We start from the raw sequence: 6,754 nt of genomic DNA, 5'->3' as shown, positions 1-6,754 counted from the left end.
GCCGGCCGCTGGCCGGCACCCCTGCGATCAGCCCAGGATCCCCGGCAGATCCAGTCCCTTTTCCTTCGCACAGTCGATCGCGATGTCATACCCCGCATCGGCGTGGCGCATGACGCCGGTCGCCGGGTCGTTCCACAGCACGCGGGCAATCCGCTTCGCCGCTGCCTCGGTACCGTCGCACACGATCACCATGCCGGCGTGCTGCGAGAAGCCCATGCCGACGCCGCCGCCGTGGTGCAGCGAGACCCAGGTCGCGCCGCTGGCGGTGTTGAGCAGGGCGTTCAGCAGCGGCCAGTCGGACACCGCGTCGGAGCCATCGGCCATTGCTTCGGTTTCGCGGTTCGGCGAGGCCACGCTGCCGCTGTCCAGGTGGTCACGTCCGATCACCACCGGCGCCTTCAGTTCGCCGTTGGCGACCATCTCGTTGAACGCCAGGCCGAGTCGATCACGATCACCCAGGCCGACCCAGCAGATGCGCGCCGGCAGGCCCTGGAACTTGATCTTCTCGGCAGCCATGTCCAGCCAGCGGTGCAGGTGCGGGTTGTCCGGAATCAGTTCCTTCACCTTGGCATCGGTCTTGGCGATGTCTTCCGGATCGCCGCTCAGTGCGGCCCAACGGAACGGGCCGATGCCGCGGCAGAACAGCGGGCGGATGTAGGCCGGCACGAACCCGGGGAAGTCGAACGCGTTCTCCACGCCTTCTTCCAGCGCCATCTGCCGCAGGTTGTTGCCGTAGTCCACGGTCGGTACGCCGAGTGCGTGGAAGCCGAGCATGGCGCGAATATGGTTGGCCATCGACGCGCGCGCAGCCTTTTCCACTTCCTTGGGGGCGGAAACACGCTTTTCGTCCCACTGCTCGACGGTCCAGCCCTGCGGCAGGTAGCCGTTTACCGGGTCGTGCGCGGAGGTCTGGTCGGTCAGCAGGTCCGGCTTCACGCCGCGCTTGAGCAGTTCGGCCAGCACGTCGGCGACGTTGCCGAGCAGGCCCACGGACTTCGGCGTACCGGCCTTGCACGATTCGTCGATCAGGCGCAGCGCTTCATCCAGATTGTCGGTCCAGGTGTCCAGGTAGCCGGTGCGCAGGCGCATGTCGATGCTGCTCTTGCGGCACTCCACGGCCAGGCAGGAGGCGCCCGCCATCACCGCGGCCAGCGGCTGTGCGCCGCCCATGCCGCCGAGGCCACCGGTGAACAGCCACTTGCCGGTCAGGTCACCACCGAAATGCTGGCGGCCCATTTCCACGAAGGTTTCGTAGGTGCCCTGCACGATGCCCTGCGCGCCGATGTAGATCCAGCTGCCTGCGGTCATCTGGCCGTACATGGCCAGGCCCTTCCTATCCAGCTCGTTGAAGTGGTCCCAGTTGGCCCAACGAGGTACCAGGTTGGAATTGGCGATCAGCACGCGCGGCGCATCAGCGTGGGTGCGGAACACGCCCACCGGCTTGCCCGACTGCACCAGCAGGGTCTGGTCATCGTCCAGGCGCTTGAGCGTTTCGACGATGGCATCGAAGCTCTCCCAGTCGCGTGCGGCGCGGCCGATGCCGCCGTACACCACCAGTTCCTGCGGGCGCTCGGCCACATCGGGGTGCAGGTTGTTCATCAGCATGCGCAGCGGCGCTTCGGTCAGCCAGCTCTTGGCGTTCAGCGTGGTGCCGGTCGGCGCGGCGAGGGTGCGGGACGGGTCGTTGCGGGTCATGCGGCGCTCCGGTTCGTAGCGAATTCGAGGCAGGCGTTGAGCACCTGCGCCAGGGTGTGGCGCAGCGGTGCGGCGTGGTCGGGGTCGAGCGGGGTGGGCCAGCTGTGCTCGTCCACCTGATCTGGCAGGGGTTCGTGCATGTAGCCGCGGCAGGCCAGCTCCATCTGCAGGCTGTGCACACCGCCGGCGATGTTGCTGTAGTGGCGGGTGATCCAGCCACCTTTGAAGCGGCCGTTGCGCACCTGGCTCATGCCACTGATCTTCAGCAGGTTCTCCACCACGTCGCTCAACGCGTTGTCGCAGGACGTGTCCGGCGCGCCGGACGGGCCAGCGGTACCCAGGTTGAACTGCGGCAGTTCGCCGTCGAACAGGTGCGGAATATGTGAGCGGATCGAATGTGCGTCGTACACCACCACCGTGCCGAACTTCGCGCGCAGGCGAGTGATCTGCGCAGCCAGCGCATCGTGGTAAGGCAGGAAATAGGTGTCGCGGCGACGGGCGATTTCTGCATCATCCGGTTCGCGTCCGGCGTGGTACAGCGGCTGGTTGTCGAAGGTGGTCAGCGGGCACAGGCCGGTGGTGTTCTGGCCCGGGTACAGCGAGACCCCGCTGGGGTCTCGGTTGAGGTCGATCACCGAGCGCGAGATCGCCGAGCGCACCGTAGTCGCGCCCATGCCACGCACAAAGTCGTACAGCTCGTGCACCCACCAGTCGGCATCGCGACGGGCCAGCCACGGCGAGTGGTAGTCGCCGATCAGGTCGTGCGGCAGCTCGCTGCCGGTATGCGGGAAGCTGACGATGAGGGGGGCGTCGCCCTCGTGCACGGTCAGCCATTCGGGATGGGTATTCATGCCTGCGGCTCCACGGTTGGCAGCAGGTCGGTCAGGCCCTGCGCCAGCGCGCCACTGCGCACCAGATGCGTGGCGGTCAGCATGTCCGGATGGAAGTAGCGGTCTTCTTCCAGCGTCGGCACCTGCGCACGCAGGGTGGCGCGCACGGTTTCCAGCGCGGCGCTGGAGCGCAGCGGGGCGTGGAAGTCGCAGCCCTGCGCAGCGGCCAGCAGCTCGATGCCGATCACGTTGGCGGCGTTCTCGGCCATCTGCATCAGCCGGCGCGCGCCATGCGCGGCCATCGACACATGGTCTTCCTGGTTGGCCGAGGTCGGGATCGAATCAACGCTGGCGGGGTAGGCGCGCTGCTTGTTCTCCGAGACCAGCGCGGCGGCGGTCACCTGCGGAATCATGAAGCCGGAATTCAGGCCGGGGCGCGGGGTCAGGAATGCAGGCAGGCCGGACAGCGCAGGGTCGACCAGCATCGCCAGGCGGCGCTCGCTGATCGAGCCGATCTCGCACACCGCCATCGCCAGCATGTCGGCCGCGAAGGCCACCGGCTCGGCGTGGAAGTTGCCACCGGACAACGCTTCGCCGGTATCCGTGAACACCAGCGGATTGTCGGACACCCCATTGGCTTCGATTTCCAGCGTGGTCGCGGCCTGGCGCAGGATGTCCAGCGCCGCGCCCATCACCTGCGGCTGGCAGCGCAGGCAGTACGGGTCCTGCACGCGCACGTCGTTGTCACGGTGCGATTCGCGGATCTCCGAGCCCTGCATCAGCGCGCGCAGCGTCGCGGCAGTGGCAATCTGCCCGCGCTGGCCGCGGATGGCGTGAATGCGCGGGTCGAACGGCGTGTCCGAGCCCTTGGCCGCTTCCACCGACAGCGCGCCGGTGACCAGTGCGGCCTGGAATACGGTCTCGATCTCGAACAGGCCGGCCAGCGCGTAGGCGGTAGAGAACTGGGTGCCATTGAGCAGCGCCAGGCCTTCCTTCGCTCCCAGTTCGATCGGCTGCAGGCCGGCACGTGCCAGCGCATCGACCGCCGGCAGGCGCTCGTCACCGATGAAGGCTTCGCCGACGCCGAGCATCACGCTGGCCAGGTGCGAGAGCGGCGCCAGATCGCCCGAGGCACCCACCGAGCCTTGTGCCGGCACCACGGGCAATACGCCCTTGACCAGCATCGCTTCGAGCAGCAGCAGGGTTTCCTCGCGAATGCCCGATGCGCCCTGCGCCAGGCTGACCAGCTTCAGCGCCATCATCAACCGCACCACGCTGGCCGGCATCGGCTCGCCCACCCCGGCGGCATGCGAGAGCACGATGTTCCGCTGCAGGGTGGCCAGGTCTTCGCGCTCGATGCGCACGCTGGCCAGCTTGCCGAAGCCGGTGTTGATGCCATACACCGGTGCGCCTTTGGCGACGATGGCGGCGACGGCTGCGGCACTGGCGCGCACCACCGGCAGCGCGGCCGGGTCCAGTGCAAGCGGCGCACCGCGATAGACCTGCCGCCATTGGGCGAGAGTGACATGGCCGGGGCGAAGAACCAGGGTGTTGCTCATGTGTTGCTCCAGGAGGCAGGCAGGTCGGGCTGCCCGCGCACCACGCGCGCGTGCAGCGGGTTGAATCCAATGCGATAGACCAGGTCGGCAGGGGCGTCGATGTCCCAGATCGCCAGGTCACAGTCCATGCCGACGGCGAGGCGGCCGATGCGCTCACCATGGCCGAGCGCGCGCGCTGCTTCACGGGTGAAGCCGGCGATGCACTCGTCCACGGTCAGGCGGAACAGGGTCGCGCCCATGTTCATCGCCAGCAGCGGGCTGGTCAGCGGCGAGGTGCCCGGATTGCTGTCGGTGGCCAGCGCCAGCGGCACGCCGGCCGCACGCAGCGCGGCGATCGGCGGCAGGGTGGTATCGCGGGTGAAATAGAAAGCACCGGGCAGCAGCACGGCGACGGTACCGGCAGCGGCCATCGCGGCGATCCCGGCATCGTCCAGATGTTCGATATGGTCGGCCGACAGTGCACCGAAGCTGGCCGCCAGCTCGGCACCGTGCTGGTTGCTCAGCTGTTCGGCGTGGATCTTCAACGCCAGTCCGTTCGCGCGGGCGGCCTCGAATACCTGCCGCGCCTGCGCGGGCGAGAAGGCGATGTTCTCGCAGAACACGTCCACCGCTTCGGCCAGGCCTTCGGCAGCAATGGCCGGAATCATCACCTCGCACACCTCGTCGGTGTACTCCTGTGCCTCGCGGCCCGGCGGAATCGCGTGTGCACCGAGGAAGGTGGTCACCACGTTGACCCGGCATTGCTCGCCCAGCGTGCGTGCAACCTGCAGCTGCTTGCGTTCGTCGGACAGGGTCAGGCCGTAGCCGGACTTGATCTCGATCGTGGTCACGCCTTCGGCGCGCATCGCCAGCAGGCGCGGGCGGCTCTCGCTGGCCAGTTGCTCGGGCGTGGCAGCGCGGGTGGCGCGCACGGTGGAGACGATGCCGCCGCCGGCACGGGCGATCTCGGCATAGCTCACGCCCTGCAGGCGTTGCTCGAATTCGTTGGCGCGGTTACCGGCGTAGACCAGGTGGGTGTGGCAGTCGATCAGGCCCGGCGAGATCCAGCGGCCTTCGCCATCGATGCGGGTGGTCGGCTGCAGCTGGGCATCGCTGCCGGCCGGGCCGACGTGGACGATGCGGCCCTCGGCGCAGGCCAGTACGCCATCGCGGATGACACCCAGGCCCTCGCCATCGAGGGTGATCAGGTGGACGTTGGACCAGAGGGTATCGACGTGCATGGCATCCACAACGCGGCTGTGCTTATATGTCTATACAATATAGGTGTCCATTTCGGGTTGTCCAGCCATGTCCGATTCGCGTTCCCCGCACTGTTTCCATGCCGCCCACGCCCTCCTGGCCGATGGCTGGGCCCGTGATGTCCGCCTGCAGGTACAGGACGGTCGTATTGCGGCGATCAGTACGGGGCAGGGCGCCCAGCACGGCGACACCCGCGCCGGCATCCTGGTGCCGGGCCTGCCCAACCTGCACAGCCATGCCTTCCAGCGCGGCATGGCTGGCCTGACCGAGATCGGCGGCGGTGACGGTGACAGCTTCTGGAGCTGGCGCGAGCTGATGTACCGCTTCCTGGCCCACCTGCGTCCGGACGCGGTGCAGGCCATCGCCGCCCAGGCCTACATGGAAATGCTGGAAAGCGGCTTCACCCGCGTCGGCGAGTTCCATTACCTGCACCACGACGCCGATGGCCATGCCTATGCCAATCGCGCCGAGATGAGCGCGCGGATTGCCGCTGCGGCCGATCAGACCGGCATCGGCCTGACCCTGCTGCCGGTGTTCTACGCGCATGCCGATTTCGGTGGCGCGCCGCCGAATCCGGCGCAGCGCCGCCTGATCCACGACGTGGACGGTTTCGCGCAGCTGCTGGACGCCGCCAAGCCGGCGTTGGCCGCGCTGCCCGATGCGGTGCTCGGCATTGCACCGCACAGCCTGCGTGCGGTCACCGGCGAGGAACTGGGCGCGTTGCTGCCGTTGACCGACGGCCCGGTGCACATCCATATCGCCGAGCAGGTGCGCGAAGTCGAGGCCTGCCTGGCCTGGAGCGGCCAGCGCCCGGTGCAGTGGTTGTACGACCATGCACCGGTGGATGCGCGCTGGTGCCTGGTGCATGCCACCCACATCACCGATGACGAGCGCGCGGCCATCGTGGCCAGCCAGGCGGTGGCCGGCCTGTGCCCGATCACCGAGGCCAACTTGGGCGACGGCCTGTTCCCGATGCAGGCGTTCGCCCGCGAGGGCGGGCGCTTCGGTGTCGGTTCCGATTCCAATGTGCTGATCGATGCAGCTGAAGAACTGCGCCTGCTTGAGTACGGCCAGCGGCTGACCCTGCGCGGACGCAACGTGCTGGCGCCGGATGCCACCCGCAGCACCGGTCGTTTCCTGTTTGAAGGTGCATTGCACGGTGGCGCACAGGCGCTGGGCGTGGCCGCTGGCCTGCAGGTGGGCGCCAGTGCCGATCTGGTCGAACTGGATGCCGCACACCCGGCGCTGCAGGCGCGACAGGATGACGCATGGCTTGACAGCTGGGTGTTCGCCGCACGTAATGGCGCGCTGCGATCGGTCTGGCGGCATGGCCGCCAGTGCGTGGCCGACGGCCGCCACCTGCAGCGCGAGGCGATCACCACCGCCTTCGCCGCCGCCCTGAAGGGCGTGCTGGGCTGATCGTCTCCGCCA

General features: G+C 68.2%; 5 protein-coding genes. 1 reads left to right on the top strand and 4 read right to left on the bottom strand.

The window, feature by feature from the left end:
- Positions 1 to 27: 27 nt before the first annotated feature.
- Genes hutU through hutI form a run of 4 tightly spaced genes read right to left on the bottom strand, consistent with a single transcriptional unit; the run spans position 28 to position 5,304 of the window.
- Positions 28 to 1,695: a urocanate hydratase gene (hutU, locus tag ACM0PK_RS00135; RefSeq protein ID WP_414607282.1), complete on the bottom strand. Its 1,668-nt coding sequence runs from the start codon at positions 1,693 to 1,695 to the stop codon at positions 28 to 30.
- Positions 1,692 to 2,546: an N-formylglutamate deformylase gene (hutG, locus tag ACM0PK_RS00130; protein WP_072168122.1), complete on the bottom strand. Its 855-nt coding sequence runs from the start codon at positions 2,544 to 2,546 to the stop codon at positions 1,692 to 1,694. Before hutG ends, hutU begins: the two co-directional genes overlap by 4 nt.
- Positions 2,543 to 4,084 (bottom strand): histidine ammonia-lyase, encoded by a 1,542-nt coding sequence (gene hutH, locus ACM0PK_RS00125; protein WP_414607281.1) that lies wholly within the window; start codon positions 4,082 to 4,084, stop codon positions 2,543 to 2,545. Before hutH ends, hutG begins: the two co-directional genes overlap by 4 nt.
- Positions 4,081 to 5,304 (bottom strand): imidazolonepropionase, encoded by a 1,224-nt coding sequence (gene hutI, locus ACM0PK_RS00120; RefSeq protein ID WP_139727324.1) that lies wholly within the window; start codon positions 5,302 to 5,304, stop codon positions 4,081 to 4,083. The genes hutH and hutI overlap by 4 nt, the downstream gene beginning before the upstream one ends.
- A gap of 67 nt (positions 5,305 to 5,371) precedes the next feature.
- Here hutI and ACM0PK_RS00115 point away from each other — a divergent pair, with 67 nt between their 5' ends.
- Positions 5,372 to 6,742, top strand: a complete 1,371-nt coding sequence (locus tag ACM0PK_RS00115) for a formimidoylglutamate deiminase (RefSeq protein WP_139727323.1) — start codon at positions 5,372 to 5,374, stop codon at positions 6,740 to 6,742.
- Positions 6,743 to 6,754 lie beyond the last annotated feature (12 nt).

Source organism: Stenotrophomonas sp. FR010 (assembly GCF_047520755.2).
Classification (GTDB): domain Bacteria; phylum Pseudomonadota; class Gammaproteobacteria; order Xanthomonadales; family Xanthomonadaceae; genus Stenotrophomonas; species Stenotrophomonas sepilia.
Note: the sequence above shows the minus strand (reverse complement) of the source record. Positions and strands in the feature narration are given on the sequence as shown.

What these genes read in the sequence shown, in the direction of transcription:
- hutH (WP_414607281.1), bottom strand. Translation starts at nt 4,084, where the DNA reads ATGAGCAACACCCTGGTTCTTCGCCCCGGCCATGTCACTCTCGCCCAA.
- hutG (WP_072168122.1), bottom strand. Translation starts at nt 2,546, where the DNA reads ATGAATACCCATCCCGAATGGCTGACCGTGCACGAGGGCGACGCCCCC.
- hutU (WP_414607282.1), bottom strand. Translation starts at nt 1,695, where the DNA reads ATGACCCGCAACGACCCGTCCCGCACCCTCGCCGCGCCGACCGGCACC.
- ACM0PK_RS00115 (WP_139727323.1), top strand. Translation starts at nt 5,372, where the DNA reads ATGTCCGATTCGCGTTCCCCGCACTGTTTCCATGCCGCCCACGCCCTC.
- hutI (WP_139727324.1), bottom strand. Translation starts at nt 5,304, where the DNA reads ATGCACGTCGATACCCTCTGGTCCAACGTCCACCTGATCACCCTCGAT.